At 69.1% G+C, this 26,540-nt stretch carries 24 protein-coding genes; 13 read left to right on the top strand and 11 right to left on the bottom strand.

The annotated features are described in order from the left end of the window. Nucleotides 1-21 precede the first annotated feature (21 nt). On the top strand, nucleotides 22-708 hold the full coding sequence (locus MZC64_RS30150; RefSeq protein ID WP_247762650.1) for a TetR/AcrR family transcriptional regulator: 687 nt from the start codon (nucleotides 22-24) through the stop codon (nucleotides 706-708). 29 nt (nucleotides 709-737) lie between these two features. On the opposite strand, the gene MZC64_RS30145 is transcribed toward MZC64_RS30150, so the two are convergent. Next, nucleotides 738-2,042, bottom strand: coding sequence for a helix-turn-helix transcriptional regulator (locus MZC64_RS30145; RefSeq protein WP_247762649.1), 1,305 nt, complete (start codon nucleotides 2,040-2,042; stop codon nucleotides 738-740). Nucleotides 2,043-2,346: 304 nt separating this feature from the next. On the opposite strand from MZC64_RS30145, the gene MZC64_RS30140 reads away from it, so the two are divergent. After that, entirely contained in the window at nucleotides 2,347-3,552 is a 1,206-nt protein-coding gene (locus MZC64_RS30140; protein WP_247762648.1) for a cytochrome P450, read from the top strand. A gap of 72 nt (nucleotides 3,553-3,624) precedes the next feature. On the opposite strand, the gene MZC64_RS30135 is transcribed toward MZC64_RS30140, so the two are convergent. The 4 genes from MZC64_RS30135 to MZC64_RS30120 all read right to left on the bottom strand — a co-directional run bounded on the left by MZC64_RS30135 (nucleotide 3,625) and on the right by MZC64_RS30120 (nucleotide 7,969). Then, complete coding sequence (locus MZC64_RS30135; protein ID WP_247762647.1) at nucleotides 3,625-4,596, bottom strand: VWA domain-containing protein; 972 nt, start codon at nucleotides 4,594-4,596, stop codon at nucleotides 3,625-3,627. After that, entirely contained in the window at nucleotides 4,596-5,573 is a 978-nt protein-coding gene (locus MZC64_RS30130; protein ID WP_247762646.1) for a DUF58 domain-containing protein, read from the bottom strand. The genes MZC64_RS30135 and MZC64_RS30130 overlap by 1 nt, the downstream gene beginning before the upstream one ends. Then, nucleotides 5,570-6,658, bottom strand: coding sequence for an AAA family ATPase (locus MZC64_RS30125; protein WP_247762644.1), 1,089 nt, complete (start codon nucleotides 6,656-6,658; stop codon nucleotides 5,570-5,572). The genes MZC64_RS30130 and MZC64_RS30125 overlap by 4 nt, the downstream gene beginning before the upstream one ends. Nucleotides 6,659-6,754: 96 nt before the next feature. Then, a complete protein-coding gene (locus MZC64_RS30120) occupies nucleotides 6,755-7,969 on the bottom strand; it encodes a cytochrome P450 (protein WP_247762642.1) in 1,215 nt (404 codons plus the stop codon). Between the two features lie 92 nt (nucleotides 7,970-8,061). Between MZC64_RS30120 and MZC64_RS30115 the strand changes: the two genes are divergently transcribed. Continuing rightward, nucleotides 8,062-8,673, top strand: a complete 612-nt coding sequence (locus tag MZC64_RS30115; protein WP_247762640.1) for a TetR/AcrR family transcriptional regulator — start codon at nucleotides 8,062-8,064, stop codon at nucleotides 8,671-8,673. Here MZC64_RS30115 and MZC64_RS30110 read toward each other — a convergent pair. After that, the gene (locus tag MZC64_RS30110) at nucleotides 8,646-9,233 is read right to left on the bottom strand and encodes a molybdenum cofactor guanylyltransferase (protein ID WP_247762638.1); all 588 of its coding nucleotides are present in this window, start codon (nucleotides 9,231-9,233) and stop codon (nucleotides 8,646-8,648) included. The two genes, MZC64_RS30115 and MZC64_RS30110, sit on opposite strands and share 28 nt — an antisense overlap. 6 nt (nucleotides 9,234-9,239) lie before the next feature. After that, the gene (locus MZC64_RS30105; protein WP_247762637.1) at nucleotides 9,240-9,704 is read right to left on the bottom strand and encodes a MarR family transcriptional regulator; all 465 of its coding nucleotides are present in this window, start codon (nucleotides 9,702-9,704) and stop codon (nucleotides 9,240-9,242) included. A 106-nt stretch (nucleotides 9,705-9,810) separates the two neighbouring features. On the opposite strand from MZC64_RS30105, the gene MZC64_RS30100 reads away from it, so the two are divergent. Continuing rightward, entirely contained in the window at nucleotides 9,811-10,362 is a 552-nt protein-coding gene (locus MZC64_RS30100; protein ID WP_247762635.1) for a flavodoxin family protein, read from the top strand. Nucleotides 10,363-10,389: 27 nt separating this feature from the next. On the opposite strand, the gene MZC64_RS30095 is transcribed toward MZC64_RS30100, so the two are convergent. After that, nucleotides 10,390-13,467, bottom strand: a complete 3,078-nt coding sequence (locus tag MZC64_RS30095) for an NACHT domain-containing NTPase (RefSeq protein ID WP_247762634.1) — start codon at nucleotides 13,465-13,467, stop codon at nucleotides 10,390-10,392. Next, nucleotides 13,464-16,460 (bottom strand): NACHT domain-containing NTPase, encoded by a 2,997-nt coding sequence (locus MZC64_RS30090; RefSeq protein ID WP_374205806.1) that lies wholly within the window; start codon nucleotides 16,458-16,460, stop codon nucleotides 13,464-13,466. The genes MZC64_RS30095 and MZC64_RS30090 overlap by 4 nt, the downstream gene beginning before the upstream one ends. 129 nt (nucleotides 16,461-16,589) lie before the next feature. Between MZC64_RS30090 and MZC64_RS30085 the strand changes: the two genes are divergently transcribed. The 4 genes from MZC64_RS30085 (at nucleotide 16,590) to MZC64_RS30075 (ending at nucleotide 20,667) form a co-directional block, all read left to right on the top strand. Continuing rightward, on the top strand, nucleotides 16,590-17,708 hold the full coding sequence (locus MZC64_RS30085; RefSeq protein ID WP_247762630.1) for a hypothetical protein: 1,119 nt from the start codon (nucleotides 16,590-16,592) through the stop codon (nucleotides 17,706-17,708). Nucleotides 17,709-17,760: 52 nt separating this feature from the next. After that, nucleotides 17,761-18,753 carry a DMT family transporter gene (locus MZC64_RS48875; protein WP_247762629.1) on the top strand — a complete coding sequence of 331 codons (993 nt, stop codon included), beginning with the start codon at nucleotides 17,761-17,763 and terminating at the stop codon, nucleotides 18,751-18,753. A gap of 225 nt (nucleotides 18,754-18,978) precedes the next feature. Next, nucleotides 18,979-19,395 carry a transposase gene (locus MZC64_RS49185; RefSeq protein WP_374205803.1) on the top strand — a complete coding sequence of 139 codons (417 nt, stop codon included), beginning with the start codon at nucleotides 18,979-18,981 and terminating at the stop codon, nucleotides 19,393-19,395. A gap of 432 nt (nucleotides 19,396-19,827) precedes the next feature. Then, entirely contained in the window at nucleotides 19,828-20,667 is an 840-nt protein-coding gene (locus MZC64_RS30075) for an AfsR/SARP family transcriptional regulator (protein ID WP_247762628.1), read from the top strand. Between the two features lie 26 nt (nucleotides 20,668-20,693). Here MZC64_RS30075 and MZC64_RS30070 read toward each other — a convergent pair whose 3' ends face one another. Both MZC64_RS30070 and MZC64_RS30065 read right to left on the bottom strand, forming a co-directional pair. Beyond that, nucleotides 20,694-22,154: a hypothetical protein gene (locus MZC64_RS30070; RefSeq protein WP_247762627.1), complete on the bottom strand. Its 1,461-nt coding sequence runs from the start codon at nucleotides 22,152-22,154 to the stop codon at nucleotides 20,694-20,696. Next, on the bottom strand, nucleotides 22,151-22,942 hold the full coding sequence (locus MZC64_RS30065) for an ABC transporter ATP-binding protein (RefSeq protein WP_247762626.1): 792 nt from the start codon (nucleotides 22,940-22,942) through the stop codon (nucleotides 22,151-22,153). Before MZC64_RS30065 ends, MZC64_RS30070 begins: the two co-directional genes overlap by 4 nt. 66 nt (nucleotides 22,943-23,008) lie before the next feature. Here MZC64_RS30065 and MZC64_RS30060 point away from each other — a divergent pair, with 66 nt between their 5' ends. The 5 genes from MZC64_RS30060 (at nucleotide 23,009) to MZC64_RS30040 (ending at nucleotide 26,532) form a co-directional block, all read left to right on the top strand. Further along, on the top strand, nucleotides 23,009-23,644 hold the full coding sequence (locus MZC64_RS30060) for a TetR/AcrR family transcriptional regulator (RefSeq protein WP_247762625.1): 636 nt from the start codon (nucleotides 23,009-23,011) through the stop codon (nucleotides 23,642-23,644). Further along, complete coding sequence (locus MZC64_RS30055; RefSeq protein WP_247762624.1) at nucleotides 23,641-24,072, top strand: nuclear transport factor 2 family protein; 432 nt, start codon at nucleotides 23,641-23,643, stop codon at nucleotides 24,070-24,072. The genes MZC64_RS30060 and MZC64_RS30055 overlap by 4 nt, the downstream gene beginning before the upstream one ends. A 181-nt stretch (nucleotides 24,073-24,253) precedes the next feature. Next, a complete protein-coding gene (locus MZC64_RS30050; protein ID WP_247762623.1) occupies nucleotides 24,254-24,430 on the top strand; it encodes a hypothetical protein in 177 nt (58 codons plus the stop codon). Between the two features lie 111 nt (nucleotides 24,431-24,541). Next, a complete protein-coding gene (locus MZC64_RS30045; RefSeq protein WP_247762622.1) occupies nucleotides 24,542-25,579 on the top strand; it encodes a methyltransferase in 1,038 nt (345 codons plus the stop codon). Beyond that, nucleotides 25,576-26,532, top strand: a complete 957-nt coding sequence (locus MZC64_RS30040) for a phosphotransferase (protein ID WP_247762620.1) — start codon at nucleotides 25,576-25,578, stop codon at nucleotides 26,530-26,532. The genes MZC64_RS30045 and MZC64_RS30040 overlap by 4 nt, the downstream gene beginning before the upstream one ends. Nucleotides 26,533-26,540: the final 8 nt, after the last annotated feature.

Raw genomic sequence — 26,540 nt, 5'->3', positions numbered from 1 at the left:
TACAGTAAGGAGGAGGCAACCATGACCGAACAGCTGCAGCGCAAACGTGCGCCTCGTAACACGCTCAACCCCGAGCTGATCGTGCGCACCGCCCTGGACCTGCTCGACGCCGAGGGCGTGGAGTCCTTCGGCATGCGCGCGCTGGCCAAGCAACTCGGCGTCGGCCCGATGGCCCTCTACACCTACTTCCGCGGCCGGGACGAGTTGTTCGACGCCGTCCGTGACCATGCCATGGCCGAGCACCCGGTGCGGGCCGAAGGCGAAACCTGGCAAGAGCGGGTCCGGGTGGCCTGCCGGGCCATCCGGGACATGATGCTGGCCCACCCCTGCCTGGTGCAGTTGTTCACCGCGCGCCCGCTGGCCGGGCACGAGGTGCCGCACGCGGTGGAAGCGCTGCTCAGCGTGCTGCGCGCGGCCGGGTTCGACCGGGAGTCCGCGGTCCGGGCCTACCTCACCCTGTTCAACCACGTGCTCGGCGTGGCCGCCTGGGAGGTCCAGCTCAGCAGGCAACTGGCCGACCCGGCGGGCCGGCGGGCCCTGCGCGAGACCCTGGATGGCTTGTCCCGCACCAGGTATCCGACCCTGGTGGACCTGGTGCCCGAACTCAACCGCAGCGGCGGCCCGGCCCAGTACGAGTTCGGGCTGGACCTGCTGATCAGTGGCCTGGAACAGGTCCTGGCCCGGCGGGAGGCCGGGCCAGGCGCCTGACCATCACGGACTGACCCCGGTGGCAGAGGTCAGGCGGCGTACTGCGACTGCACGGCGGTGATCTCGTGCACGAGCTGCTGGCAGTCCGGGTCCCGGCGGCGGGCCGCTTCCAGGCGCAGCGGCGTCAGCCGGTCCAGCACCCGGCGGGACTGAAGCTGTTCGGCCGAGGCGACCGCGGCCACCGCCGCCGGGACGCCGAGCCGGTGATCACCCGCGCGCAGATACCCGGTGGCCAGGGCGATCCGCTCGAAGGTCTGGCTGCGCGCGGTGAGTTCGGTGCGCAGCCCGATGGAGTGCTCGAAGAGCGGGATGGCCCGGAACGGGTCGCCGTCGCGCATCTCCAGGTGCATCATGCCCTCGCTCGCGGCCAGGTCGGCCGCGGTGAAGAACGAGGCCCAGCTGGGCCGTTCCGGTGCGCCGTACTCCTGGGCGCGGGCGAAGTCCCGGCGCGCGCGGGCCATCGCGGTGCCGGCCAGATCCGGCCGGTTGAGCTTGCCGTAGGCCCAGGCCTGGTTGGCCGCGAGCACCGCGCCGGCATGCGCGTCGGCGGCGTCCGCGGCCGGGATCTCGCCCAGCTGGAACAGTTTCAGCGCGTCGTTGACCGCGCCGTTGTGCAGCTCGATCCGGGCCGCGGCGTAGAGCACGCTGCACATCAGGCCGTGGTCCCCGGCCTGCTTGGCCAGTTCCACCGCCTGCACGTAGTGGTAGCGGGCGGCGTCGGCCAGGCCGACGTCGAAGGAGGTCCAGCCGGCGAACCGGTGCGCGCCGGCGACCGCGCTGAGCAGTCGTTCGCGGACCGCGTCCGTGCAGTCCGCGTCGAGCAATCGTCTGCACCAGGAGACATGCGCGATGGCCGCGTCCCGGACCGACCCCCCGCCCTGCTGGTAGTCCAGGGCCTTCAACGCCCCCGTCGCTGCCTCGATCCGCCGCACGTCCTCCAGTCCCAGCCGGCCTGGCACGGGGGTCGGACTGGCCACATCGCGCAGTGGTCCCAGTTGCCCCCAGCCGAAGTCCAGCGTCGCACCGACGACGGCGCTCGCGGCGGCGGCGAGGAACCTGCGCCGTTGCACGTCCTCGTCCTCCCTCCCGCCGGATGGCCCAACCGCGGCTACTCCAGGTGAGTAACCCATCCCCATGTAACCACGCGGAATGCCTAATCCGTCACCTATACGGGCGAGCACGTCATAGGCCATCACCTGACGGCCCTTGGTGATCTCGGAGACCTCGGACTGCGACTGTCCGGTCCGGGCGGCAATGCGCTTCTGGGTGATGCCGAGTCGGCGCAACAGCTGGTAGACGCGGGAGATGTCCCGGCGCACCAACGCGGTGCGCATCTCGGGTTCGTCCCACGTCGAGGAGTGGATCGGTGGATCTCGATCCTCTACGCCGCTCATAGGGCCCCCTACCCATGGCGTGGCTCACATCGGGCTAGTACCGAGAGTAGCGGTATAGACCACTCGATCACCCACCCGTTCGGCGTAAACCCGGGTAAATCGGGCAGAAATTCTGCTCCCCGTAACCACTTCCCCGCCAGAGCCAGGTGGCGGGAACCGATCCACCCGATCGCGCATTGACGGTCACAGCGCACCGGCCTAGCTTTGTAAGCAGTTGCTTACAAGCGAAGTCGGGAGCGTCGCAATGACCACCACGAGAGCTGCCGCCACGGATCTCGACCCCATCCCGTACCCGTTCAACGAGGCCGCGGGCCTGGGTCTGTCCGATCTCTACGAGCAGATCCGCAACACCCCCGGCATGCTGCGGGTCACCCTCCCCTACGGCGAACCGGCCTGGCTGGCCACCCGCTACGCCGACGCCCGTTTTGTGTTGGGCGACAAGCGGTTCAGCCGGGCGATGGCCGAGGTCAAGGACGCGCCGCGGCAGTGGCCGGTGATCCGCCCCGGCGGCATCCTGGCGATGGACCCACCCGACCACACCCGCCTGCGCACCCTGGTCACCAAGGCCTTCACCGTGCGCCGCGTCGAGCAACTCCGCCCGAGGGTGATCGACCTGGCCGAGTCCCTGATCACCGGCCTGATCGAAAAGGGCCCGCCCGCCGACCTGGTGGAGGAGTACGCCCTCCCCATCCCGGTCGCGGTGATCTGCGAACTCCTGGGCGTCCCGACCGAGGACCGCCCGCAGTTCCGGGTGTGGAGCGACAACGCGCTGTCCACCACCGGCCTGACCCCGGAGGAAATGGCGCAGAACCAGGAAGACCTGCGCGCCTACATGGGCAAGCTGATCAACGAACACCGCGCCGCCCCGCAGGACGACCTGATGACCGCCCTGATCGAGGCCCGCGACGTGGGCGACCGCCTCACCGAACTGGAAATGGTCGACCTGTGCGTCGGCATCCTCATCGCAGGCCACGAAACCACCGCCACCCAGATCCCCAACTTCCTCTGGATGCTCCTGGACAACCCCGACCAGCTCAAAAAACTCCAGGCCGAACCAGAACTGATCCCCAACGCGGTAGAGGAACTCCTCCGCTTCACCCCCCTGGGCGTCGGCGCCAGCTTCCCCCGCTACGCCACCGAGGACGTGCATGTCGGCGAGGTCCTGGTCAAGGCAGGCGAGCCGGTACTCGTCTCGGTAGGCTCAGCCAACCGAGACGCCCTCAAGTTCACCGACCCCGGCGTCCTGGACGTGACCAGGGAGAACATCCAGCACCTCGGCTTCGGCCACGGCGTCCACCACTGCCTGGGCGCCCAACTCGCCCGCATGGAACTCCAGGAAGCCCTCCGGGTCCTCCTGGCCCGCCTCCCCGGCCTCCACCTGGCAGGCGACATCACCTGGAAAACCCAGATGATCGTCCGAGGCCCCCGCACCATGCCCATCGCCTGGTAACCCACGGCCCACTTGGGCCAAGTCGTACGCCAATTTGGGCAAAGTGGGCGTACTACTTGGCCCAAGTGGGCATCAGGGGAGGCGTTGGCCGAAGAGGAGGGAGGTGCCGGCCGCGACGATGAGGGCCAGGGTGCCGAGCATCAGCCAGGGGCGGCTGGCGTCGTCTTCCTTGGTCTCGTAGCCGATCTGTTCGCCCAGGGTGTCGTAGACCTTCTGCAGCTGCTCCGCGGTGTCCGCCTTGTGGAAGTCGCCGCCGGAAGCCTCGGCGATCTCCTTCATGGTCTCCACGTCCGCGGGCACGTTGGTGACCCGGCCCTCGGTCTCGATCGTGCCGTAGTCCGTGCCGAAGGCGATCGCCGAGATCGGGATCTTCGCCTTGCCCGCCCGGGTCGCGACCTCGACCGGCTCCGCGCCGACCGTCTTCTTGCCGTCGGTCATCAGCACGATCCGGGCGGGCGGCGGGCCGTCCGCGCCGGTGAGCAGTTTGCCGAAGGACTCGATGGTGGCCATGGCCGCGTTCAGCGCGTCACCGGTGGCGGTGGCGGGGCCCAGCTTGAGGGTGTCGATGGAGTCGGCCACCGGTTTGCGGTCGACCGTGGGCGAGACCAGCACCACCGCGGAGCCCGCGAAGGAGATCAGGCCCAGGTTGACGCCCTTGGTCAGACCCTCGGTGAAGGACTTGGCCGACTTCTTCGCCGCTTCCAGCCGGGTCGGTTTGATGTCGGTGGCCTGCATGGACAGCGACACGTCGATCACCAGCATCACCGTGGCCCGGTTGCGCGGCACCCGCTGTTCCGAGGTCGGGCCGGTAAGCGCGACGGTGAGCAGGATCAGCGACACCGCCAGCAGCGCGGGCGGCACGTGCCGGACCCAGTTCTGCCGCTTGGGGATGACCTTCTCGAGCAGCTCCAGGTTGGTGAAGCGCATGACATACCGGCGCCGGCGCCGCTGCACCAGCAGGTACACCACCACCAGCACCGCCACCGCGAGCGCCAGCAGGAACCACCAGGGCGCGGTGAATCCGCGCAGGCTGAGGCCGAACATCAGGCCACTCCTCCCGACCAGCGGCGCTTGCGGGCCACCACGAACCGGACGGTGTCGGCGACCCAGTCCGAGTCGGTGCGCAGCACCAGGTGACCGGCGCCGGCGCCACGCAGCACCGCGGCCACCTGGTCCCGGTGCGCACTGGCCGCGGCGGCGAATTCCTTGCGCAGCAACGGGGTGGTGTGCACCTCGCGCTGTTTGCCGCTCTCCGGATCGGACAGGACGACGGTTCCCACGTCGGGCAGCTCCACGTCTCGCGGGTCGAGCACCTCGATGGCCAGCAGGTCGTGCCGGGCCGACAGCGCGCGCATGGGGCGCTCCCAGCTCAGCGGACCGAGGAAGTCCGAGATCACCACGGCCAGGCCGCGCCGGCGCGGCGGGCGGCGCAACTGTTCCAGGGCCAGCGCCAGGTCGCCGCGGGTGCCGTCCGGGGCGCGTTTGGTCTGCGCGATCCGGCGCAGCAGGCCGCTGCCGTGCGCGAGGCCACCGCGGGCGGGGACGCGTTCGGTGTGCTCGCCGGTGGACACGATCGCGCCGATCCGGTTGCCACCGCCCCCGGTCAGGTGCGTCACCGCGGACACCGCGGCCACCGCCAGCTCCCGCTTCTCGCAGGCGGCGGTGCCGAAGTCCAGGCTCGGCGACAGGTCGACCACGACCCAGGTCTCCAGCTCGCGGTCGGCCACCGTCTCCCGGATGTGCGGCACGGTGGTGCGGGCGGTGACCGCCCAGTCCATCCGGCGCACGTCGTCACCCGGCTGGTACGGCCGCGCCTCGCCCGGTTCGGTGCCCGGCCCCGGCACCAGGCCGAGGTGGTTGCCCTGCAGCAACCCGTCCAGCCTGCGCCGGACGGTCAGCTCCAGGGTGCGCAACGCCACGTCGAGGCGACCCTCGTCCAGCGCGGGCGGCGCCCAGGACGGCCGCTTGACCGCCGGGGTCTCCGGCGCGGCCGGGGTGTCGGGGGTCGGCGTGCCGGTCACGGGCGCTGGACCGGCGCGGCCTGCGGGACGGGCGGCGGCTGCATCGGCGCGCCAAGCTGCGGCTGCGGCGCCTGCGGGCGCGCGGAGACCTGCGGCAGCGGCACGGTCTGCAGCACCCGGGAGACCAGGTGGTCCATGGGCACACCGTCGGCGAGCGCGTCGTAGGACAGCACCAGGCGGTGCCGCAGCACGTCCGGCACCACGTCCACCACGTCCTGCGGCAGCACGTAGTCCCGGCCGCGGACCAGGGCCAGCGCGCGGGCGGCGGCCACGATGCCCAGGGTGGCGCGCGGGGAGGCGCCGTAGGCGATCCAGCCCGCCACGTCGCCGAGGCCGTGCTCGTTGGGCGAGCGGGTGGCCAGCACCACCCGGACCACGTAGTCGACCAGCGCGTGGTGCACGAAGACCTTGCTGGCCACGCCCTGCAGCCGGACCAGCTCCTCCGGGCTGAGCACCTGGGACGGCTCCGGCGGGGTGACGCCCATCCGGTAGACGATCTCGCGCTCTTCCTCGGCGGTCGGGTACTCCACGATGATCTTGAACAGGAAGCGGTCGCGCTGCGCCTCGGGCAGCGGGTAGACACCCTCGTTCTCGATCGGGTTCTGGGTGGCCAGCACCAGGAACGGGTCGGGCATCGGGAAGGTCTTGCCGCCGATGGACACGTGCCGCTCGGCCATCACCTCCAGCATGGCCGACTGCACCTTGGCGGGCGCGCGGTTGATCTCGTCGGCGAGCACGAAGTTGGCCACCACCGGGCCCAGCTCGACGTCGAAGCTCTCGGTGCCCTGCCGGTAGATCCGGGTGCCAAGGATGTCGGCCGGCACCAGGTCGGGGGTGAACTGGAGGCGGGAGAAGGAGCCGCCGACCACCCGCGCGAAGGTCTCCACCGCGAGGGTCTTGGCCACGCCGGGCACGCCCTCCAGCAGCAGGTGCCCCTTGGCGAGCAGGCCCACCAGCATGCGTTCCACCAGCCGGTCCTGGCCGACGATGACGCGCTTGACCTCGAACACGGTGCGCTCGAGCAGTTGTGCGTCGCGCGCGGGCGTGATCGCGGCCGCGCCCTCGGCGTACCCGGGCTCGGTCACTGGCGAACCTCCTAGAACGAAAGACTGTGTACCGGCACGCACCCCACTCGTGCCGGTACACAGCAAACCTCGCGTCGGGTATGACGGCTGTGAAGATCAGTCCAAGAGAACCGGCAGGGTGTCCAGCGCCCGCATGCCGCTGATCCGCAGCTTCAGCTCCTCGGCCGGCACTGCCAGCCGCATCCCGGGGAAACGCTCGATCAGCGCGCCCACGGCCACCTCACCCTCCAGTTTGGCCAGTCGCGCGCCGAGGCAGAAGTGGATGCCGTGGCCGAAACCGAGGTGCTTGCCCGCGTCCCTGGTGACGTCCAGGCGGTCCGGGTCGGTGAAGACCGCCGGGTCCCGGTTGGCCAAGGTCACCCCGGCGTAGACCGCGCTGCCGGCCGGGATCACCACGCCGCCCACCGGCAGGTCCGCGGTGATGGCCCGGTTGAGGCCGGGGTTGATCGGCCCGTCGAAGCGCAGGATCTCCTCCATCGCGCTGTTGCGCAGCTCCGGCCGGGTGCGCAGCACCTCGAACTGGTCGGGGTGGGTGAGCAGCGCGCGCATGCCCAGCGCGATCAGGTTGGTGGTGGTCTCGTGCCCGGCGAAGATCAGCAACGCGGACATCGCGACCATCTCCGCGTCGCTGAGGTGCTGGCCGTCGACCTCCACCGCGGCCAGGTCGCCGAGCAGGTCCCCCGCGCCCTCGCCCCGTTTGACCACGACCAGCTCACGCAGGTACTCGGCCATGTCGTTGAGCAGCCCGATGTGCTTGGGCGCGTTGGCCAGATCGACGAACAGCGAGGTCATCGCGTGCGACCACTCCCGGAACAGCTCCCGCTTGTCCACCGGCGCGCCGAGCAGCTCGCAGATCACCCTGATCGGCACCTGGAAGGCGTACTCCGCCACCAGATCCACCGGCCCGGTCCGCCCGGCCAGCTCGTCGAGCAGCTCCCCGGAAATCTGTTCGATCCGCGGCCGCAGCGCGTCCACCCGGCGGGCGCTGAAGGCGCGCACCACGAGCTTGCGCTGCCGGGTGTGCTCCGGCGGGTCCAGTTGCAGCATCGACCCGCCGAGCAGCTCGCCGATGGCCATCAGCGCCTCGCCGATCGGGCCCCGCGGGTTGGCCGGCACCTGCACCCGCACGGTGGCCTGCGGCGCGGCCAGCAGCGCGGTGACATCGGCGTGCCGGGTGAGCGCCCACTGCTGCCGCCCGCCCCGCTCCCAGAGCAGCTTCGGCGGCTCCGGCTCGGTGATCTCCGCCAGGGCCGGGCCCAACGCCTGGATGCTCGCGACGATCTGGTCTTCCTCGTACCGCGTGGTCGACATTTCCCCTCCTCAACACCAGTTCACTACGTTCGTAGTACTACCATAGCAGTGACTTTCCGGGCGAGCGGGCGGGAGTGCGGCAGACTGATCACGTGCCACCCCAGAACGAAGCGCGCAAGAAGCACCTGGCCGACGCCGCGATCGACGTCCTGGCCAGGGACGGCGGCCACGGGCTGACCCACCGGACGGTGGACAAACACGCCGCGGTGCCCACCGGGACGACCTCGAACTACTTCCGCACCAGGGACGCGCTCTGGGTGGCGGTGGCCAACCGGGTGGCCGAACGGCACTGGGAGATCATCAGCACCATCGAGGGTTTCCCGGGGAAGATGGCCACCCCGGACGAGGCGTCCGAGGCGATCGGCCTGATGCTGACCGGGGTGGAGGACGAGGGCCGGATCTTCAACCTGGCCATGCTGGAGCTGAACCTGGAGGCGATCCGGCGACCGGGCCTGCGGCCGACCCTGCACGAGCTGAACGAGCTGGTCACCAAGCAGATGGGGCTCAACCACCGACTACAGGGCCTCCCGGCCGACCGGGAGACCCTGGACATGATCGGGATCTTCCTGCGCGGCCTGCAGCTGAGCATGCTGATGCCGTGGAACCTGGGCCAGACCTACGATCCCTCGAAGCTGATCGAGCGGGCCTACGGGGCCATGCTGACCACCGCGCCGGATCAGCGCGAGCTGCCCGAATCCGGATAACCGGCCCGCCAGGCGGCGAGGTCCTCGGGCGTGTCCACATCCCGCCCCTCGCGCACGTCCGCGGGCACCTCCACCACGGTCAACCCGCCGAAGAGCGCGCGCAACGCCGCGCCGACGAGATTGTCCGGCATGGCCGCGCGCAACGCGCCGATCCGCCACACCCCGGTGAGCCACTGCCGCCTGCCCTCAGCCACCAGCAGCGCGCCATCCGCTTCGTCCACTTCGGACAGTGCGGCGCGCAGCCGGGACACCGTGGCGGCGGTGACACCCGGTTGGTCGGCGGCGAGCACCGCCACCAGACCCTCCGATGCAGACAGTCGGGACAGCCCGGCCCCCAGTGCCGCAAGCGGTCCCGATCCGACTGGTTCCTCACGTGTCCAGGACACCGGGCGGGTCACCGTCCGTTGTGGACCGACCACCACCACGCGCTCCGCCGCCGCGACAGCGTCCAGCGCGTGGTCCAGCAGGCTGCGTCCGCCGAGTCGCAGGGCCGGTTTGTCCACGCCGTGCAATCGGCTCGCCCGTCCCCCGGCGAGCACCACGGCGTCCCAGCGTGTCATCGATGATCAGCCCGCCGCCCGCAACGCGGCCACGGCCTCGGCGAGGTCGGGGTCGTTGGCGGCCTTGTCCAGCGCGGAACTGAGCGTTTCCCGGTAGACCGGTTCGGCCAGCGCCTGGCGTTCCCTGCCTTCCGGGGTGAGCATCGAGTACACCCCGCGCCGATCGTTCTCGCAGGGGTCCCGCACGGTCAGCCCGGCCTCCTCCAGCCGCGCGACCAGCCGGGACACCGAACTCTGGTTGAGCCCGATGGCGTCGGCGAGCACCTGCATGCGCAGGCTGCACCCGTCCACCTCGGCCAGCCTGCTCAGCGCCCGGTACTCGGTCAGCCCGAGCCCGAACCGCCGCTGCAACGCCTTGGCCAGCTCCTGCTCGATCCGCCCGTGCAGGGTGATCACCCGGCGCCAGGCCGGTTCGTCGACCGCGTCCGGCGCGGCCGTCGTCGTGTTCTTCGCCGTCACTGTCTTCCCCACAACCACGCCCCTTGACCGGAGCCTACCTCCGGTGCCAGTATCCAACTCGGTCGAAGTACATGTAGGTGCATGCATCTACTCTATCCCCTAGGAAGGTCCCCGTCCTATGCGCTCGTTCTTGTTCCTCCTCGGCAGCTCACGCCTGGGTGGTAACACAGAGACATTGGCACGTAACGCAGCGGAAAATCTCCCTACGAACGTCGAGCAACAGTGGTTCAACCTCGCCACGATGCCCCTGACGGACTATGCGGACCGCCGCCATGTGCCGGGCAATCGTCTGCACGCGGCGCCACAGGGCACCGAGAAGCTCCTGCTGGACGCCACCGTGGCAGCCACCGACATCGTGATCGCCTCGCCGACCTACTGGTACACGGTGTCCTCCTCGACCAAGCGCTACCTCGATTATTGGAGCGATTGGTTCGACATCGAGGAGCTGGGCTTCAAGGGCCGGATGGCCGGGAAGCGCCTGTGGGTGATCACCGCGTTGAGCGAGGAGCCGCACCAGGCGGACGCCTTGATCGACACGCTCCGGCGGTCGGCGGAGTACTTGAAGATGGAGTTCGGGGGTGCGCTGACCGGCAACGGCAGCAAGCCGGACGACGTGCTGGCCGACACCGAGGCGATGGCCAACGCGAAGGTGTTCTTCGCCTCGGTGTGAGTGGTTGTACTGGGGGTTTGCCCGCTCTCACGGTTGAGAGCGGGCAACACCGTCCACGTGGATTTCGATGTCCCGGCCGTCCAGTGGACTCAGGTCGGGAGATCCGCAGCGGGACAGGTAGAGCGTGCTCAGCGGCAGGGCGGCGATCGGCTCGGCCGAGGGCAGCTCGCCGCCGAAGAGCCGGAGGCTGCTCAGTGCCGGGAAGCGGTCGGCGAGCTGGTCGAGGCAGCGCGGATCGGCCCACCAGCTGAAGTACAGGGTGCGCACGGTCGCCCAGGCCCGTCCCGTGGACGAGTCGAGCCTGGCCAGGTCGTTCAGGGACAGCCGGTCCAGCCTGGGCAGGTCGTCCAGTGCGGCGTAGTCGGTGATCCGGGTCAGCTGGTCGAGTTTCAGGGTGCGCAGCCCGGTCAGCGGTCGCAGGAACTCCAGATCCGCCCAGGGTTCTCGTTGGTACAGCGTGAGATCGGTCAGCCCGGGGAGCTGGGCCAGCACGTCGAGCCGCCGGTAGTGCGCGGCGCCCATCAGGTGCAGATGCCGGATCCGGCGGTGGCCCAGCAGCGGGCCGAGGTCCACCGGCTGCCCGTCGAATCTGAGCCACAGCGCGTTGGTCAGCGGCAGCCCGTCGAGCACTTCCAGGCCGCCCACCTGGTCCTCGGCCACCGCCACGCCCACCTGGGTCAGCCGGCGCAGCTTGGCCAGGTGCGGCAGGAACCGGCCCCGGCTGATCTGGATGAGGCCGTTGTGCAGTGGCGCGTCGGCCAGGACCTCCTCGGCGTAGCGGGCCGGGTCGAACATCCGCCAGGCCCGGATCAGCTCCTGCTGCACGCGGTGCCGTGGATCCCGCGCGTATCCGGCCAGGGTGGTGCGGGCCTCGGTGCTGCCGGTGAGTGCGGCGGCCTGCACGGTGGCCACCGCCGCGGCCTCGGAGAGTTCGTCCACTGTGGACGGTAGGTAGCGCAGCAGGCGATGGCCGATCGCGGCCAGGGACTCGGTTTCCCGGATGCTGCGGGGTGGCACCAGGTGGGTGCGGATGAGGGTGTCGATCCGGTCGTGCAGGCCGGCGTCGATCTCCTGCACGGTTTCCAGGCAGGCCGCGGCGAGCAGGCGCAAACGCCTGGCGCGTCGGGGTTCGCGGTCGGCTCGGTCCAGGATCTCGGTCAGGAGTTCGTCGGCCTGGGTGCGTTTGGCGTGGCCGGCGGCCATCACCACGGTTTCCCACCAACTGTCGAGGTGGGCGTGCGCGACCAGGGTGTCGATGTGGTCCTGTTCGGTGGCTTCGCTGGCAGCCAGGTACTCCTGGAAGGTGCGGTGCAGGAAGTCGACCCGGCCGGGCACGGGTTCGCGCAGCACGCCACTGCGTTCCAGGAGGTGGTCGAGGATTTCCGGTGCTGCTTCGGTGACGTTGGGCATGGCCGGGAGTTTGCGGGCGAGGTGGCCGAGGGCCTTGTCCCTGGGCAGTTCGATCCGGTTGGCCAGGGTGAGCCGCCAGGCGAGGTCGCGCAGCAGCACCCGTTTCTGGGCGACGTCCAGGAGTCCGGCGATGCGGCGTTTGGCGTCCCGGATGTCGAGGAGCATGGCCAGGGCGCGTTCGTAGAGTTCCATCCGGCTGCGTGGCAGATCACCCACGTGGTCCAGGTTGAGCGCGCACAACAGGGCGCACAGCAACGGGTTCGCGGCCAGTGCGCGGAGTTGCGGACGGTTGGCGAACTGGTTGAGCAGGCGTTGCCGGGCGGCGGGCAGGTCGCCGGGTGCGCAGGGCAGGAACTTGGCTTGTTCGGCGGCGGTGTGCCAGCGTTCGATGAACTGGCGGATGTCGTCACCGGCCATGGGTTCGAGGAGCACGGCCCGGAATCCTTCGTCGGCCAGCCATTTCTCCTCCACCGCGGCGGGCCGAGCGGTGACCACGATCCGGGCGAGGGGGAATTCGGCGACGAGTTGCCGCAGCCAGTTGCGCACCTCGGCGCGTTGCCCGGCGGGCACTTCGTCGACGCCGTCCAGGAGCACCAGTCCGGTCCCGTCGCTGAGCCGCCGGTGCGCCCAGCCTTCGGGCATCTGGGCCCCGCGCATCGGCCAGGCGTGCGTGAGCAGTTGTTCCGGCCGGGGCAGCTCCCCCGCGGCGAAACTGCGTAGCCGCACCGGGAACGGCACGCACCCGTTCCACTCGGCGAGCCCTCCGGTGAAGTGGCCGCGGGCCGCGGTGACCGCGAGCCAGTCGAGAAGGGTGGTCTTGCCGGAGCCGGCCTCGCCGCGCACCAGGGTGCGTTCGGTGGCCCCGATCGCGGCCTCCACCCGTCCGCTGACCGGCCCGCGTTCGATCTCGCCGAACCAGCGTCCGTCGGCGAGTTCCCGCCGGGCCCGCGGCTGCGTGGTCTCGGACACCGACAGGCTCAGGTAAGCCACGCTCAACGCCAGCCGCGGCTGTTCCTGCATGGTGAGCCCCAGCAGTTCCAGTCTGTCCAATGTGGACTGGAGGTGCCGCAGGTACCCGGCGGTGAACTCGGCGTCGTGTCCCGTTCCGCGCGGGGCGTGCAGGGTGCTGCGCGGGATCCGGGCCAGCACCTCGTCCAGTTGCCCGCTCAACGCGCCCAGCCGCCCGAGCGCCTCGGCGAGGGCCCTGGGTTGGAAGGCGGGCAGCCAGCGCACCACCTCGACCAGGTACCGGCAGCTCTGGTCGAGGGCGACCTCGTAGAGCCGGGCCCCGTCTTCGGACAGCCCGGCCACCCGGACCTGGCCGGGACACACCGAGCGCACGTGCGCGGCGAGCTTGTCGGCGTCGAGGTCGACCCCCAGGAGCAGGTCGTCGGAGAGTTCGACCTCGGCGAGGGCGTCCCCGGCGGCGTCCAGGGCGGCCTGGATCTCGTTGCCGGGTAGGCCGGGAAAGCGGTTGTCCAGCAAGGGTTCGAGGCGTTCGGCGACTTGGAGGCCGAGGTTGTTAAGGAAGTTGTCCCACTTGCGCAGGTGCAGTGGACTGGCGAGTTGTTCGGCGGCCAGTTCGGCGAGGGTGGAGACGCGTTCCTTGCGTTCCCGGTGCTTGCGCAGCCAGGCGGCCGCGGCCCTGGTGGCCACGGCCTGGCCGAGTTTGAGCACTTCCACGCCGCTGATCACGGCCTCCTCGTGGTGTGGTCGCTTCGCCGGATCTCCAACTTCCGCAACGACAACCGCTCCAGCGGAGCTGAGGTGCGGGCGACGTACCGATCGATGGTCAGTGTGTCCAGGTTGGGAAACAAGTCCGGAAGTCGGTCAAGCACATCGAGACCTGCCTCGCCCAACAGCAGCCGCGAGACGCTCGGCCAAGCCTGCCCAGAACTGCTTGCCAGGCTCGCGCGGGACCAGAGGTTCAAACACCACAGGGAGTTCAGGTCGTCGAGTGGGGAATAGTCGTCGATGTTGTAGAGCTGATCCAGCGACAGGGTCAACAGGTTGGGCAGCGCACGCAGGAACCGGATCTCGGCCATGGGTTCGAGTTGGAACAGCGCCAGGTGGACCAGCGCGGGCAACCGGGTCAGCACGTCATGCCGCTGGTAGTTCGCGGCGGCGAAGAGTTCCACGGTGCGCAGCAGTGGGTGTTCGGCCAATGGTTCCAGATCAACGGTCTCGTGCTGGAGATCAAGATTCACCGCGGTGAGTTTGGGCAGACCGGCGATGATGTCCAGCGGCACCAGGCGGCGGCCCGACTCCAGGTCGACCCGCAGACTGCGTAGGCGGGTCAGCCGATCGACGTACGGCAGCAGGTGCTCGTCCTTCACCTTGATATGCCCATCCTTCAAGGGCGCCTCGGCCAGCACTTCCTCCGCGTACCGCTGCGGTTCGAAGTACCGCCAGGCTCGGGACAGCTCTTCCTGCACCCGATGCCGCGGATCCCCCGCATACCCGCGCAACAGCGCCAGCGCCTCCTGGTTCTCCGTGAATGCCGCCGCCCGCACAGTCGCCGCCGCCGAAGCTTCGGACAGATCGTCCAAAGTGGACGGAAAGTACCGCAGCACCCGATGCCCAATGGTGGCAAGCGATCCCGCCTCACGCACACTGCGCGGCGGCACCAGATGCTGCTCGATCACCGCATCCACCCGCGCTCGCACCGGCGGATCCAGTTCATCCACCGTCTCCAGGCAGGCCGCCGCCAGCAGCCGCAAATGCCTGGCCCGCCGAGGTTCCGACTCCGCGCGATCCAGGATCTCGGTCAGCAGCAGATCGGCCTGGGTGCGTTTCGCGTGTCCGCAGGCCATCACGATGGTCTCCCACCACACGTCCAGGTGCGCCTGCGAGACCAGCTTCTCGATCCGCCCCTGCTCGGTCGCCTCACTCGCCGCCAGGTACTCCTGGAAGGTCCGGTGCACGAAGTCCACCGTGCCCGGCACCGGTTCCCGCAACACGCCGCTGCGTTCCAGGAGGTGGTCCAGGATGTGATCCGCGGACTCGGTGACATTCGGCATCGCGGGCAGTTTGCGGGCCACGTGTTCCTCGGCGCGGGACCGGGAGAGTTCGATCCGGTTGGCCTCGGTGAGTCGCCAGGCCAGGTCGCGCAACAGGACTCGTTTCTGGGCCACGTCCAGGATTCCGGGGATGCCGCGCTTGACGTCCCTGGTCTCCAGGAACATTTCCAGGGCCCTGCGGTACAGCTCCATCCGGTTGCGTGGCAGTTCGGTGACCTGGTCCAGGTTGAGGGCGCACAACATGGCGGCCAGCAACGGGTTCGCGGCCAGGGTGCGCAGGTGTGGGCGGCTGGCGAACTGGTTGCGCAGGCGGCGCTGGGCGGCGGGCAGTTCGGCCGGGTCGCAGGGCAGGGTGTGCGCGCGGTGCGCGGCCTCGTGCCAGCGGGCCACGAACTGGTCGAGGTCCTCGCGGTTCATCGGTTCCAGGGTGACCGCGGCGAAACCCTCGGCGGCCAGCCATTTCGCCTCGGCCGCGGCGGGGCGGGCGGTGACCACGATCCGGGCTTGCGGGAACTCGCGGGCCAGTTCGGCCAGCCAGGCGTGCACCTGCGGCCGCCGCGCGGACGGCACCTCGTCCACTCCGTCGACCAGCAGCAACGCACTGCCTTCGTCGAGGCGGCGGTGCACCCACAGTTCGGGCATTTCGGCGGCGCGGCTGGGCCAGGCGTCCTGGAGGAACTGTTCCGGGCGGGGCAGCTCGCCGGTGGCGTGCGCGCGCAGCCGGATCACGAAGGGCACGCAGGAGTTCCAGTCCGCGAGCTGCTCGGTGAAGGCGGCGCGGGCGGCGGTGACGGCGAGCCAGTGCAGCAGGGTGGTCTTGCCGGAACCCGCCTCACCACGGACAAAACTGCGGTCCGCCGCGCCGATCGCGGCCTCCACCCGGCCGGTGCTGGTGGTCTCCTCGCCGGTCTCGGCGAACCAGTGCCGGTCCGGACGTCGCCGGGTCGACCGGCTGCGGCAGTCCACCACACTGGACACGCTCAGGCTCAGGTACGCCATGCTCAACGCCAACTTGGGCTGTTCGTGCGTTGCCAGCCCGAGCAGCAGCACACTGTCCAATGTGGACTCGATGTGCCGCAGGTAGGCCGCGGTGAACTCGGCGTCGTGGCCGGTGGCCCGGGGCGCGTGCAGGGTGGAGCGCGGCACCCGGGCCAGCAACTCGTCGAGCTGGGCGGTCTGCGCGGTCAGCCGGGACAGGGTTTCGGCGAGCGCGCGGGGTGGCAGCGCGGGCAGGTGCTGGATCACCTGGGCCAGGTAGCGGCAGGACTGGTCCAGGGCGATGTCGTAGAGCTGGGCGGCGGGTTCGGCCAGGCCGCGGGGCGGCGGGCAGACCGCGCGGACGTGCGCGGCGAGCTTGTCCCCGTCGGCGTCGACCGCGAACAGCAGCTCATCGGTCAGCTCGACCTCGGCCAAGGCGTCCCCGGCGCCGGCCAGCGCGGCGGCGATCTCGTTTCCTGGTAGGGATTTGAACCGGGTGGCCAGGACCAGTTCCAGGCGTTCGGCGACCTGCCCGCCGACGTTGCCCAGCAGCCGGTTCAGCTTGTCCCGCTGCACCGGGCCGGCCAGTTCCGCCGCGGCCAGTTCGGCCAGGCTGGCCGTGCGCTGCTGCCGGGCCCGGTGCCTGCGCAGCCACGCGGTCACCGCCTTCTCCGCGATGATCTTGCCCAGGTCGAGCAGCTCCAGCCCGCTGATGACAGCCTCCCCCGTCTCCGGTGCCGTGCGCAGTCTGTCGAATGCCCGCCCGGCCCGGTTAGCGAACCGGCAGGAATGTCAGTCGTTCGGCCTACCCTGCCGGTCATGACCGCTACTCCGCCGCGCCCGCTGGCGCCGGGTGACATCGTGACCGCCTTCAGCGAGCACCTCGGCGAGTGGACCGCGGCCCAGGTCACCCGGCTCTCCCCGGAGTCGGAACTGGCCGTGGTGCTGGAGCTGGCCTGGTCCGGCCCGGAGCCCGCCACCGTGGCCGAGCTGGGCGAGGTGGAGCCGTTGCGGCTGACCCACCACAGCTGGAACGGCACCCTGGCGCACACCAACTGGGAGTGGGTGCTGCCGCGCAGCTATCGGGTGCTCGGCTCGCTGCCGCTGCTGGGCCCGGAGGTGACGAACTCCTACTCCAGCGGCTGGTACCTCGGGCACCAGCTGCACCTGCAACGCCGCTGGGACGCGCAGATCACCGAGGAGCCGGTCACGCCGTGGGCGGCCGAGTACACCGGCGCCGAGATCGGCCGGGCCGAGCCGGACCCGGGCGTGCGCTGGCTGACCGTGCGCGGCGTCGAGGAATTGGACTGCGCGCCGCTGGTCACCAAATTCCCCCACCTCCAGCACCTCACCCTGCGCGGCAGACTGGGCCTGCTGCGCAACGCCGTCGCGCTCAACGAGCTGACCGGGCTGCGCAGGCTCGCCGTGTGGGAGCTGTTCGGCATGACCGCCGCCGATTGCCTGCTGCCGCACCGGGTCCCGGAGATCGAGGCGATCAGCCTGGACGGCATCCCGGCCGAGTACGCCGCCGCCACCCGCAAGAAGTGGAAGCCGGAAATCCCCCAGGGCGTGCACCTGGACATCCGCGGCGCCCGCAAACCCGAGTGGGTGGCGGAGAACCGGGACAACCCGCTGCGGAACTGGGACGGGCGGCAGGGCATCGGCCCGGCCCGGTACAAGAAGGCGATCGCCCAGTACAAGCAGACCCGGCGCGCGGTGCTGGCCGTACTCGCCGACCCCGCCGCCGACCGGCCCGCCCAGCTGGCCGAGATCGGCCGCGAGTACGGCGAGCTGTTCAACCGCCTGGACGGCCGGAGCCCGTTCATCGGCGCGGTCGAACGCGAGGAGCTGTTCGAGGCGCTCACCGCCATCGCGCCGGACCAGCCGGCGGTGGCCACGGCCCTGGCGGCCGGGGTGGACGCGGTGCGCGACTGGTGAACGGCCGAAATCCGCGCGCGCTCCCGGGTTCGGCTGATAAGAATCGGTGCACGTGACAACAGTTGTGGAGATCAGGCCGCGGCGAGCGCTCGCGGTGTCGGCGACGGTGATCGCCGGGGTGGGCCTGGCCGGACAGGCGCGGATCAACGGCGAGTTCGGGGCCCGGCTCGGCAGTGGGTTCGCCGCCTCGCTGCTGACCACCGCGGGCGGGTTGCTGGTGCTGCTGGCCGTGGTGCCCGCGCTACCGGCCGGCCGGCGCGGACTGCGCACGCTGCGGGACGCGGTGCGCGGCGGCGAGTTGCGCTGGTGGCAGTGCGCGGGCGGGATCGCCGGCGCACTGATCGTGGGTGGTCAGGGTGTCACGGTCACCTCCCTCGGGGTCGCGGTGTTCACTGTGGCGATCGTGGCCGGCACGGTCAGCGGCAGCCTGGCCGCGGACCGCTGGGGGCTCGGACCGGGTGGCGTGCGGCCGGTGACCACGGCCCGGCTCGGCGGCGCGCTGCTGTGCGTGCTGGCGGTCGCGGTGGCCGGACTGGACCGCTTTGGCAACACCAGCACCCTCATCCTGGTGGCGTTACCCCTGATCGCGGGGGCGGCCGGGGCGGTGCAGTCGGCGTTCAACGGCCGGGTGGCCGCCGCGGCGGGTTCGCCCTGGCCCGCGACCACCCTCAACTTCCTGGTCGCCACCCTGACCCTGGCCGTGCTGCTCGGCGTGCAGGTGGCCGTGCAGGGCTGGCCCGGCCGGGACTTCCCCGCGCAGCAGTGGTTCTACCTGGCGGGCATGATCGGCATCGCCGTGGTCGCGGTGGCCACCCTGGCCGTGCGCGAGATCGGCGTCCTGGTCTACGGCCTGGCCAGCGTGGCCGGACAGCTGCTCGGCGCGGTGGTCATCGACGCGGTCACCCCCGGCCCGACCCCGACCCTGGCCACCTGGGCTGGCGCGGCGCTCACCCTGGTCGCGGTGCTTCTGGCGGCCCGCATAACTCCTCGCCACCAACCTGGGAGTGGTGGCTATATCTCCGGACCACACGCCGGGCTGAAATGACCTGGTGAAGGGCTCGGGGCTCGCGCGATCCGCGGATCTGGTCTGCTATCAGGCGTGCGGGACGCTCGCGTGGGCGAGAGACCGCCGGCCGGAGTGGGTGCACGACCGGCTGGTGGCGGGTCAGCCGGTGGTGCTGTGCTGGGCACAAGCGGCCGTGGTGCCGCTACATGCGTTGTGCCCCAAACGACCCTGGACCGAACGGCATGATGCGGTGGCACCGCGGACGTGTCTGACCGAACGTGCGGGGAAGTGGGTGTTCGAGCACGTCGCCTCCCACGATCCCGCGGTGGTGTGGATGGCGCGGCAGCAGTGGGTGGACTGGGCGACGATCATGCGGTCGGGTCGACGACACCGCCCACTCGCGTGCGACCGGCACTCACTCAACGCTGTCCGCCACCTGGATCGCCAGCCTCGGCCGGACTCTGCTCGCCTGGCGTGCGAACTTCCTCGCTCACGCGACCGTCCCGAGGTGTCCAACCGACCGAATGCCACAACCTAAAGATCAAGAACTTGAAGCGGACAGCCCGAGGATTCCACACCTTCGCCAACTACCGATTGCGACTATTGCTCAACCACGGACGAATCCACCAAGATCACTTGACATCACGGATTCGAACCCGTCGTCCCAGCCTGGTGACGTAGAGCCGCTATGTCACCCGAAGCAAGTTGACTACTCCATTCGCGTGAACTAACGTCGCCCAGATGTAGGCATTGCCAGAGTGCGGTAGCATACATTTGCTAGCATTTATGCTACTAGGGGGATCTCGTGGACTGCACGCCGGGGCAATACCGGGTTCGAATCGAGCATGCGAGCAACAAGCCCGAGGAACCCTTGGCGGCGGCCGGTATTTAGGCGGGAAATCCTGAGGTATGGCAGCGAGAGGATTGTCCGCCAAATTCGGGGTGGCGGTCGATCTGAATTAGGGCTTATCGAGTTTGCCACTATGGCAACCGCGATCCCTCTCGCAACCAGAGCCAGCCCGTCAACTTCAGGCAGATTTTCTGCGCGCGATATGCGAATTTTTGTTTCGGGGGGTGACCTGTTTGCGGTTTAGTAATGAATCAGATCAGGGAATGCGTTCGACCACGCCCCATGCCGGACCGGGTGGCGAGCTGACTTATCCTATCTCTTTCGGGATTCTTGGCTCCACGGTCATCCGTGGACACGACGGCGTCGACAGGCAATTACCGGTCAAGACAAGCCAGGTGCTCGCATTGCTGTTGACTTCACTGGGGAACGTGTTGCCAAGCGTTCGAATCATTCGCTCCCTCTGGGGTGACACTCCGCCAAATTCTGCAAGATCAATGATTCGTGACCATGTAAAGAAAATCCGTCAAACAATTGAGGAAAGCGAGGAGTTGACACTGGTTGCAACTCATGGCGGTTACCGGCTCAACGTGAATGACTCCTTCGTTGACGCTCGAGTATTCGAGTCTCTGGCTGGCCAGGCAAGGGAAGGTGTCCGGTCGGGAGACTTCATCATGGCCGAGGAGAGGCTACTCAAAGCGCTTGCCCTATGGCGAGACGTGGAGGCCCTCACTGATGTGCGTAACATCATCGAACTCGAAGGTGAGGCCGTTCGGCTCGAAGAATGGCGGCTGCAGTGTCAGCAGGATCTGATCCGGTGTCAACTGGTGACCGGACGCCCGGAGCAGGCCATACCGAATCTTCGGATGCTCACCGTGCAGTACCCGATCCGGGAACGTTTCTGGGTACTGCTCATGTTGGCCCAGAGCGCGCTCGGACGTGGCCCCGAAGCCAGTGCGACCTACCGTCAGGCGCAGCGGGTGTGTGTGGAGGAGAACGGGATGCCACCCTCCGCCGAGCTCAACCTGGTCCACGAGGGAATCCTTCGGGGAGAGCCCGTCGAGCACATGATTCAGGTCGTGTGCTTCGCCCCGCCAGTTCGATAGGTGAACCGGTATGAGCCCGGCCGGGCTCATACCGCCCCCTCAGCCGACCAGAGGGTGCGGGCAGTGAGGACGGCACCTGCGATCGTGACCCCGAGCAGCGTGATCGCGACGGCGAGGACCGTGACGGGCGTGCGTGAGAACAACAGCACGCCCGCTGGGGCGAGGCCGATTGCGGTGAAGCCGAAGGACAACGGGACGCGTAGAACGCCACGGCCGCCGAGACTCACCGCCAGCGCGCCCGCCGTCAGCACGGTGGTGATCACCATCGGAATCAGCAGGGCGCCGGTCAGCCAGGTGCCGCCGCCGATGGCGCCGCCGACCAGCAGTGCCAGCCACGGCAGTTCAGCGCCGATGGCCGCGGCAGCCGCCGGAACAGCGGTCACGCACAGCAGGGCCGGCAACGGGCGCAGCGGCGCCACCCAGAGGTGATGGTGGTCGAGTTCTACGGCGATCCCGGTGAAGGAACTGGTCACGACCGTGATGAGCAGGACGAAGGCCACTGGGAGCCAGGCAACGCCCGGCGCGAAGACCAGCAGCGCGACGGTGATCAGCAACTCCACGCCGAGTTCGAGGCCGAAGGTGGGCATCATCCGGCGTTGCTGGGCCGCGCCGCGGAACAGCAACGCCCGCTCGCCGGTCAGCCGCGCGTCGCCGGACCACGAGCGCAAACCGGTCTGGAACCAGTTCGACCCGGTCTCCAGGCCGCTCGTGTCCCGGCGCATGGCAACCTGGAGTTCGGCATTTTGACGGGCTCGCTCGTCCGCGGCTTCGACGTATCCGCGAGCCCGCCAGATCACGACGGCCGCCAGCAGTGCGACGCCGGCCATGGGAACGACTACCCACTGCGCTCCGACCGCCGCCGGCTCGACCAGCGTCAGCAACCACCGCTGGACCACCAGCTCACCCCGCAGGACCGGCTCGCCTATCGTCAGGGCGAGTGCTCCAGCGAAGACCAGCACAACCCCGCGGGTGATCCAGGTGGCCCGCCGCGCGGCGAGATGCGCCATCAGCCCGATCAGGCGCACGGTCAGTACAGCCACGCCGACCACGAAGGCGAGCTTCCACGCCGGAAGTACCGGCTGGGACATCAGCGCCCGGGACACCGCCGCACCACCGCCGGCAAGCAGGGCCAGCAGCACCGGATAACCGAACAGATGCCGGGCCAGCAGCACCCGTCGGCCGCCGGGCGCGGTCATCAGCCACGACACGTCGGCGACATCCAGCCGGAGTGGGGTGCGGAACGTGGCGGTCAGGGCGACGACCGGCAACAGGAACGGCGCGCACATACCGACGATGTCCACCAGCGACGAGGGCAGTGCGGCTCCCGTGGTGGCCCCCAGCACGGTGATCTGGAGGGTGACGCTCACCAACAGGCCGAGGACAACGGCGATCAGCGCGCCGGGCCTTTCCTTGGTCAGCAGAACCCTGCGCCGCCATCGACGTAGCGTCAGGTAACCCCAGGCGTGGACGGGCGCGGCGGCGGTCACGATGTCTCCCCAACTCCGGAGACCGCACCGGCGGCGGAGTCCCCGAGACTGTCGGTCAAGGCGAGATAGCTGCTCTCCAGGTCGGCGCCCGCGGGCAGCCCGGCTTCGCGACACAGTTCGTCCAGCGTTCCCTGGGCGATCACCCGCCCACGCTCGAGCACGACCACCCGATCCGCCAGCCGGACCACGTCGCTGAGGATGTGGGTGGCGACCAGCACGCCAGCACCATCCGCGGCGAGCTCACGGACCAGGGTGCGCAGCTCCGCTGAGTTCCGCGGATCAAGCCCGTTGAACGGCTCGTCCAGCAACAGCATGCCTGCACCACGCAGCAGGGCCATCACCAGCGCCAGCCTCCGCCGCATCCCCTGGGAAAGCTCGTGGGACAGCGTGTCCCGGCGGTCGGCGAGCCCGAATCGTTCGAGCAGTTCCTCAGCCGCGGGACGCCAGCACTCCAGCCGGTAGAGCAGCGCGACGAACACGATGTGCTCCCAGACGGACACTCCGGGGTAGAGATCGGGCTGTTCGGGCATCAGTGAGGTGCTGCGCTGTGCCTGCGGAGTCCCAGCCTCATGTCCCCCAACGGTGATCCGGCCGGAGTCGAGGTTGATCAGCCCGACCGAAGCCCGGAAGAACGTGGACTTTCCCGCGCCGTTCGGTCCGATCAACGCGGTGACCGCGCCGACAGGGCAGGTGAACGAGGCGTCGGCGAGCACGGTCCGGTCGCCATAGCGTTTGTGGGCGTCCGCGCACTTCAGCGCCACGGTGGCGGTCGGGGAGATTTTTACCATACATACATATTGCATCCTGTCGGGCAGGATAGCAATATGTTCGTACTGTCAAAGTAGGAGGACCGCATGCCGAAGGTGGTGGACCGGGCAGCGCGCCGGCGCCAGGTAGCCGAAGCCGTCTGGCAGGTCGTCCGCGAACACGGGCCCGGCGGAGCGACGATGCGCAGGGTCGCGGATCGGGCCGGGATGTCGATCGGGCTCGTCCAGCACTACTTCTCCAGCAAGGAGGAGATGGAGAGGTTCGCCCTCGACAGCATGGTCGCCGCCGCGCAGGAACGGATGCGCGCGCGACTGGATTTCTCGGGTGCGCCAGAGTCCGTCAGGGCGACCATCCGGATGGTCCTGGTGGAGTCGACGATCCCCGCCGATGATGAACGGATCGCCCAATACCAGGTCCTGCTCTCCTATTCTCTAGCCGCCCTGCGGGATGAGGGGCGGGCGCGGGAACTGCGGGCCAGCGCCGAGGAGATGCGCGACTTCCTCTCCGGGCAGATACGCCAGGCCAAGGAACAGGGCGAACTACCCGCCGAGGTGGTTCCCGAGGAAGAGGCGACTCTGCTTGCATGTTTTGCAGACGGTTGCGGACAGCAGATCCTGTTGGGGCAGTTGGATTCGACACAGGCTACGCAGGCTCTCGATCGCATGCTCGACCGGCTTTTCGGTTGCGCCACTCAGAAAATAGGAGATGTGAGACAAGGATGACCACGAAAAATGATCTTCGGACGATGGTGGCCGAGTACTCCCGTCGAGTCTGGAACGAACACGATCTCGCTGCCGTCGACGACTTCGCGCCTGCATGCACCCTGTTGCTCAACCCGGAAGGTGACACCTACGTCAGCCGCGACGAACTCAAGGACCGCATACGGGAGGTCCTGCGCATCATGCCGGATCACCGCCTCGACATCGGGACGATCGTCGCGGGCGAGGACAGCGTCATCTTCACCTGGGAAGTCTCGGGAAACTGGCGAGACGGCGATCGCGGCACCTTCCCGGTCCACTTCGGTGGCATGACCTACTGGAAGATCGTCGACGACCGGATCGCGGAGCGGGACGGCATCAACGATATGGCGACCTTCGGCTGGCAGATGGGCGTGCACAAGCGCCGTGTCCGGGTGCTGATGCCGATCTGACCGGACGCCCGAGCCGAACTGCCGCCGATCCACCCGAATCTCACGCGCAACCGTTCGGAAAAATACCGGCAGCTCCCGCGATGGCCTCCCCTGCCAGGAGATGCTTGCGTTCGTGGTCAGAACGACCATCCTGTTTTCAGCCGCTGGACGGTTGAACAGGTCTTGGCGATAAGGGGAGACTATGTCGCAGGAGACTCTTGAGGTCACCAACCTCGAAGCGCTGTTCGGGGAGGTTGAGGAGCAGAAGGAACTCTTCGATTCGTCAATGGCGGGCATCGACACCAGCGGTGGCCTGGTCATGACCACCATCCCGTGTCTCACCACCGTCGGGCGTATTTCCATCGTGCAGAAGTGCTGACAACCAGGCACCTGCACCGGATCCACTGAGAATGGCGGCCGGGCCGGTCATCGGCCCGGCCGTCTTCCTCCTCTTGTATCGAGCCATATCCCCGCGTTCTCCGGAGAAGCAATGCGATCTGAAGCGGATATCCCTCGGTTCTTTGAACTGGCCGATCTCGTAACCCCGATGGTGCTGCGGGTCGCGGCAACCCTGCGCCTGGCCGAGCACGTGCAGGAGGGAGCCGGCACGGTCGAGGAGCTGGCGGAGCGCACCGGCTGTGTGCCCCGGGTGCTGGGCAAGATCATGGATCACCTGGTGGCACTGGAGATTTTTGACTGGAACGCGGCGGGTAGCCTTGAGTTGACCCCTCTCGGACTGCCGTTGCTGCCCAGTTGGGAAGACGGCTCGTTCCGCGCCTTCCTTGATCTGGACGACGTGGCCGGCCGCGCTGAGATGTCGATCACTGGGCTGCTGCACACGGCGCGCACCGGCCGCACCGCGTACGAGGGTGAGCGCGGCAGGACTCTGTGGGATGACGTCAACGAGCGGGCCGGTGCGGACCAGGGAATCGCCGAGCTGGCCTCGATCGAGCCCGCATTCGACGCCGAACTGGTCATCGATTGCTACGACTGGTCCCGATGGCACCACGTGATCGACGTTGGCGGGAACAACGGCGCGATGCTCGGCGCGATCCTGCACGCCCATCCGCAGCTGAAGGGCACGCTGCTCGATCTGCCGAAGTTCGCCGACCTCGGCCATCGGACCATGCGGCACTGGGAGGTCGGGGAACGTGTGAGCGTGCTGCCGGGGAGCTTCTTCGAACCTCTGCCCGACCACGGAGACGTGTACCTGCTCTCGGCGATCCTGGCGGACTGGGCCGACGAGCAGGCCGTCGAGATCCTACGGCGGTGCGGTCGGGCGGCCGGTCCCACCGGACGGGTGTTGCTCGCGGAAGTCCATCTGACCGACCACGAGGACCTGGAGCCGCCCCTGCGCACCGCGATGGCGGTGCGGCTGGAGGCGAGCATCACCGAACCGGACCGGACGGTGGACGAGCTGCTGGAACTGGCGGATCGCGCGGGCCTGGACCTTACCTGGCGGGGACCCGCGACCAGGGTCCGCTCACTGTTGGAACTGCGACCGCGTGAGCACGGTGCCCAGGCGTGATCGCCGACACGACGGCTCTGGGCGGGCGTGCGCACGTGCGCCGCGGGATCGAGGCCGACCAGTGGGTCATCCGCAAGACACGTCCCGCCACTCGCGCCGGGCGAGGCCGTGGCCTGTTCCTGGAAGCGGAGCTGCAGAGCGCGGCCGCGGCCCGGTTCGCGGGATGGTGCCCGCGTCCGGTCGAGCCACCCCTGCACTGCACCGGCGAGGCGCTCACCACGAGGTACTACGACGACATGGTGACCGTCGAGCACCTCTTCACCCAGCCCGATCTGCTCATCCAGGTGGCCGGTCGGGTCGGCACGGCCATTGCCTGGCTGCACGGGACCGACCGCACGACAGTGGCGAACCTGCCGGCGGCCGCGGTCGAGTCCCCGCCATTGGAACCGTTTCCGTTGGCCACGATCGGCGAGCGGTCGGGGGCGACCCTCGAACTCGCCGCGGTGCTCCAGCGAGAGGGCTTCGTTGACGTGCTGTACTCGGCGAAGTCGCCGGACCAGCCGGACGTGTTCGCACACGGCGACCTGAAGTTCGACAACGTCCTGACCACGCGCGCCGGTGCTGACCTGAAGTTCATCGACTGGGAATGCGCTGGGCGCGGTGCGGCGGTCATCGACCTGGCGGCGTTCTCGGCCTCCCTGCTCTATGAAGGCATCCGGCTCGGCGCAGTGGCCGCAGAGGTGTCCGTCGAGTCAGGACTGGACACGGCCGACGCCGAGACGACCAAGGCGTGGGCGGCGATCGCCGCGTTCCTGGCCGGATACCGGGCGCCGGGCGGGGGCGCCGCGGTTCCGGTGGACACACTGATCCGGCTGTGCGCCCGGTTCCTGCTTGCGAGGGCCACGGGTTACACCGATGCCGTCGGTACGTTCGATCGCCTGCCAAGGAGCCTGGTCCGCGTCGCGAAGAACATGGTGTTCCGGACCGAACTATTCGAGCGGAGATTCCGATGACTTCCGCC

It is taken from the genome of Crossiella sp. S99.2, assembly GCF_023094165.1.
Lineage (GTDB): Bacteria > Actinomycetota > Actinomycetes > Mycobacteriales > Pseudonocardiaceae > Crossiella.
Note: the sequence above shows the minus strand (reverse complement) of the source record. Positions and strands in the feature narration are given on the sequence as shown.

Bases quoted from the DNA above. Each gene is read 5' to 3' on its own strand.
- MZC64_RS30050 (WP_247762623.1), top strand. From the start codon at position 24,254: ATGTCGCAGGAGACTCTTGAGGTCACCAACCTCGAAGCGCTGTTCGGG.
- MZC64_RS30145 (WP_247762649.1), bottom strand. From the start codon at position 2,042: ATGCGCACCGCGTTGGTGCGCCGGGACATCTCCCGCGTCTACCAGCTG.
- MZC64_RS30135 (WP_247762647.1), bottom strand. From the start codon at position 4,596: ATGTTCGGCCTCAGCCTGCGCGGATTCACCGCGCCCTGGTGGTTCCTG.
- MZC64_RS30075 (WP_247762628.1), top strand. From the start codon at position 19,828: ATGCGTTCGACCACGCCCCATGCCGGACCGGGTGGCGAGCTGACTTAT.
- MZC64_RS30065 (WP_247762626.1), bottom strand. From the start codon at position 22,942: ATGGTAAAAATCTCCCCGACCGCCACCGTGGCGCTGAAGTGCGCGGAC.
- MZC64_RS30110 (WP_247762638.1), bottom strand. From the start codon at position 9,233: ATGACACGCTGGGACGCCGTGGTGCTCGCCGGGGGACGGGCGAGCCGA.
- MZC64_RS30120 (WP_247762642.1), bottom strand. From the start codon at position 7,969: ATGTCGACCACGCGGTACGAGGAAGACCAGATCGTCGCGAGCATCCAG.
- MZC64_RS30055 (WP_247762624.1), top strand. From the start codon at position 23,641: ATGACCACGAAAAATGATCTTCGGACGATGGTGGCCGAGTACTCCCGT.
- MZC64_RS30100 (WP_247762635.1), top strand. From the start codon at position 9,811: ATGCGCTCGTTCTTGTTCCTCCTCGGCAGCTCACGCCTGGGTGGTAAC.
- MZC64_RS30150 (WP_247762650.1), top strand. From the start codon at position 22: ATGACCGAACAGCTGCAGCGCAAACGTGCGCCTCGTAACACGCTCAAC.
- MZC64_RS30060 (WP_247762625.1), top strand. From the start codon at position 23,009: ATGCCGAAGGTGGTGGACCGGGCAGCGCGCCGGCGCCAGGTAGCCGAA.
- MZC64_RS30045 (WP_247762622.1), top strand. From the start codon at position 24,542: ATGCGATCTGAAGCGGATATCCCTCGGTTCTTTGAACTGGCCGATCTC.
- MZC64_RS30085 (WP_247762630.1), top strand. From the start codon at position 16,590: ATGACCGCTACTCCGCCGCGCCCGCTGGCGCCGGGTGACATCGTGACC.
- MZC64_RS30140 (WP_247762648.1), top strand. From the start codon at position 2,347: ATGACCACCACGAGAGCTGCCGCCACGGATCTCGACCCCATCCCGTAC.